This window comes from Rhizobium sp. PEPV16 (genome assembly GCF_008919455.1).
GTDB lineage: Bacteria > Pseudomonadota > Alphaproteobacteria > Rhizobiales > Rhizobiaceae > Rhizobium > Rhizobium leguminosarum_Q.
In genome coordinates, this window is the sequence record NZ_VSZV01000085.1 from 1 (window position 1) to 3,478 (window position 3,478).

Sequence of the window (3,478 nt, forward strand, 5' to 3'; positions counted from 1 at the left end):
GAGCCGGAAGTCGCAAAAGCCGCTTTGTTCCTCGCCAGCGATGAAGCAACGCAAATTGATGGACACATTATGCTGGTCGATGGGGGATGGATGGCTGTGTGATACATCCCATCATGACTTGCTACAACGGTTTTGAGCCCGATTATAATGCCGGCGCCTGCGTGGATTCAAAGGTCATCGCGAGGTACGAACCGGCGCCAGTTCTTTTGATCAGCGGACATTCGAGCGCGAGCGCAGGTTACTGTTTCGGTCGCTAGTCAGCCCGAAGCCGCGTTTTCGGCGGCGCCTTAAAGACTATATGTTCTTCAGGCTGCCCAAACCCGGAGAGTGGATAATGCGGCGTCAGCGTTCGAACCGATCCAGCATCCTCTTCAGTTGTGCGTTTTGCAGCCGAAGCTTCTTCGCCAACCGATCCCGCAGCAGCCTGATTTCTCCATCGAGCCTGATTGCATCGTCGGAAGTGATCCCAACGTGTGGAGATGGTTGCGAAACGACATCGACAACTTCGGCTTTCTTGGCCTGTCTGCTGCGCTTTCGCGCTGCACCTTCGTCAATTCGCTGTGCCGGCGATAGTAAGAGTCACCGGGCCGTCTGCAAAATCCTGCTCTGACCATGGCTCAAGTTCGCTCGCCTGCTCTATAGGGATGCCAGAGTGGCATGCTCATGCGATTATCGCGCACCTAGGAAATGGGCTCGGAATTCGAGTCAGGTTTTCCGCCGATCATCTGAAAAATCCACCGGATCAAACGGCCTTGAGATACTCGACCCAGCGCGGATCCTGCATGGCCGCGCGAGCGCGCATGTGTTTCCAAGCGCCATATTTGTAGAAATCAAAATCGAGCGCCGAGACGACATTCTGGACCATGGCCCAAGTCGACCATTTCACATCGGCAAGCGCCCGGTGCACGGCAAGACGGGCCTTCATTCGCGGATCGAAACGGCCGAAATATTCCTCTATAACCTCTGCCTCCACGGCATCGGAGAAGAACATCTCGCCGCACCAGATGCCGATATCGTAGCAACGGTCGTTATTGGAGGCATATTCGTAGTCGATGAGCATCAGCGACTTGTCGTCGGCGACCATGAAATTACCCGCCATGGGATCGTTGAAGCAGGCAACGAGATCGATGCCGGAGGCTTCGAGAGCTGCACGCGCCAGCCGGTATTGCTTGTAAAGCCAGGCAAAATCGATCGGAAAGGCGCCGCCCAGGTCGCGCACCTGCTCGATATGCTCGTCGATCATGTCGAAGATCGTCTTGGTCAGCGGCAGTCTGCCTGAATCGTTGAAGGTGCGGTAGAGCCCGACGACGGCTTTGCGCACCGTCGGATCCTGGAAATCGCGGTTGGTGCAGGCGCGGCGGCCTTCGATGTAGTCGGCAATCTCGACACCCCTGTCAGCGAGATACTCGTAGATCCTCGGGCCGATGCCGAGGTCCTGCGCCCGGCGGCTGGCATCCAGCGCCGCCTTGCGGTCGATGAACATCTCAGTGCCGCGGCCAGGAACCTTGACGAAGAAATGGCCCAGTTCGCCTGCGACCCTGACCCGCCAGTTCGAATTGCTGATACCGCCGTGCACCGGACCGTAGTGGAGTTCGCGTGCCGACCACGGCTCAATCTCACGCAGCAGGGATTCGATCTCCGCTTCCGCCTCGTTTGCCGCTTCTCCCAATCGTTTTTCCATGGTTTGATCTCTCAGAGTGTGCGGAGCATGAATTCGAAACGCGGATTGCGAAGCGCCATCCGGCAGCGCAACAGGCGCCATTGCGCATATTTCAGGAATTCGATACCGCCGCGCGGCGAAACCCTGTCCATCAGCATGCCCCACATGCCCCAGAAGAGATCGTCAGCAATGGCGTAAAGGCGGCAGCGGTTGAGCGACGTCTGGCGAAATTGTCCCTCGAAGATTTCGAGCGCCGGCTGCATTTCGCTGTCGAACTGGAAGGCCTCGTTGAGCAGGATGCCGATGTCGTAGAACGGATCGACATTGCGGGCCTCGTCGAAATCGACCAGTTGCACTCTACCATCCGGCGCGATCATGATGTTGGAGGCAAGGCCGTCGGCATGGGCTGGTTTTTCATCGAAGCCGGTGGCGATGATCGCCGCTTCGATATCTCCGACGCATTCGCGCATCCACCATCCGTCTGCGGCAACCTCTGCGATGCCTGCATCGGCAAGCGCTTTTTCGACGACGCGGATGCGGTCGAACACCGTCCAGGTTTCGCCAAGCGGCCTGCTGCCATGCAGGGCGCTCTTGGCGGCGATGACACTTTCCAGAACATCGCGCTTGCGCAGGTCGTCCATTCTGGCGGTATGCCAGGCTCCCGGCAGGCGGTCGAAAACGACCGCCGACATTTCCGGGCTGTGCCAAAGGGGCGCCGGCGTCAGGCCGAGGGTTGAAGCCTGACGCGCGGCGCTAACGGACCTCTCCAGATCGATGAAATCCGACTGGTCCGTATGGAGAATTTCGTCTCAGTCCCAAGATCGCGCTCCGTCTATAAAGGCGGTCGGCTTGTCGCTCAGGATGGAAACCTCCATTAAGTACAGATACGCCCAAATAATGGCTTCAGCCATCAGGGTCGGGGGCTCATCGATACGATCGACCATCGCAGGCCGGCGGTCGCGCCCGTGTCTGCCTGCCACCGAATGCCAACCGTTGCCCGGTGTGAACCGGTTGGCTTGAACTGCGGGAGTTTCCGCGCAAACCTCTCAATGCGAACGTTGCAAAACCGGCACCCGCACCACGATAACCAAACCGGAAGAGATCCATTGGCGGGATATCCCAATAGAATAGTCACCCTTCTTCGGCAGGCCGGTGCCGTCGATCTCCAGAAAGGCATCTGAAGCCCCGACAATCTTGTCGGCCTGCAACTCTTCCTCAGTACCTGCCCGGCGATCCTAGCACTGCTCCGCCATCGCAGTTTTCAGCAAGCCGCGTGCGCCGTCCAGTATGTCGCAAAAGTCAGTCGCACCAGTTTGACTTCTGCGACGCTAGCTCGCGATTGGCGAGATGCGCAGCGGCCTTCCAAATTCTCTTGGCTTGGAGGCTCGCCTCAGAGCGGGCAGATATCGGGCGTCGGTGCCCCATACCAGAAGGTGAAGCCTCGGATTCTCTTTTGCGACATGAGTCAATAGTAGCCGCAAGCCGGACCGCCAGGCAAATGGCCTTACCAACCTTCGCCGCGCTCAATCGCCTCGATGAACTCCTCGAAAGAGCGGCCGAGAACACGCACTTCATTCAGCCAGTTTCCGGCAAAGACGAAGGGAATGGAAATATAGTCGCCCTTGACGAAGCCATATGCGGTCGGGCCGCCATTCGAACCGATCAGCAGCTGGTCGTCGCGGAATTCGAAGATCTCATAGCCGTCAGCCCCGGAGAGTTCCGTCGCACTCCACAGGATCAGATAACCTTGGCCAACCTCTCCGTTGAAGCCGTTGGAGGCGGCAAGGAAGGCCTTGATCTCCGCCGGCAGGATAATCT

General features: G+C 58.3%; 5 protein-coding genes and 1 pseudogene. 1 reads left to right on the forward strand and 5 read right to left on the reverse strand.

What is annotated here, in order from left to right; translation table 11 throughout:
- The coding region (locus FY112_RS00945) for an SDR family oxidoreductase (RefSeq protein WP_151517406.1) at nt 1–102 on the forward strand (102 nt) is incomplete at its 5' end.
- 240 nt (nt 103–342) lie between these two features.
- On the opposite strand, the pseudogene FY112_RS37290 reads toward FY112_RS00945, so the two are convergent.
- The 5 genes and pseudogenes from FY112_RS37290 to FY112_RS00965 form a co-directional block, all read right to left on the reverse strand.
- Nucleotides 343–555, reverse strand: a pseudogene (locus tag FY112_RS37290) (hypothetical protein); the annotation flags it as partial.
- Nucleotides 556–742: 187 nt separating this feature from the next.
- The gene (locus FY112_RS00955) at nt 743–1,681 is read right to left on the reverse strand and encodes a choline/ethanolamine kinase family protein (RefSeq protein ID WP_151517407.1); all 939 of its coding nucleotides are present in this window, start codon (nt 1,679–1,681) and stop codon (nt 743–745) included.
- Nucleotides 1,682–1,692: 11 nt separating this feature from the next.
- Nucleotides 1,693–2,463, reverse strand: coding sequence for an aminoglycoside phosphotransferase family protein (locus FY112_RS00960; protein WP_312864478.1), 771 nt, complete (start codon nt 2,461–2,463; stop codon nt 1,693–1,695).
- A 243-nt stretch (nt 2,464–2,706) separates the two neighbouring features.
- The gene (locus tag FY112_RS36535) at nt 2,707–2,868 is read right to left on the reverse strand and encodes a transposase (protein WP_165504208.1); all 162 of its coding nucleotides are present in this window, start codon (nt 2,866–2,868) and stop codon (nt 2,707–2,709) included.
- Nucleotides 2,869–3,164: 296 nt separating this feature from the next.
- On the reverse strand, nt 3,165–3,478 hold a 314-nt coding region (locus tag FY112_RS00965; RefSeq protein WP_151517408.1), incomplete at its 5' end, for an SMI1/KNR4 family protein.

Bases quoted from the DNA above. Each gene is read 5' to 3' on its own strand.
- FY112_RS00955 (WP_151517407.1), bottom strand. From the start codon at position 1,681: ATGGAAAAACGATTGGGAGAAGCGGCAAACGAGGCGGAAGCGGAGATC.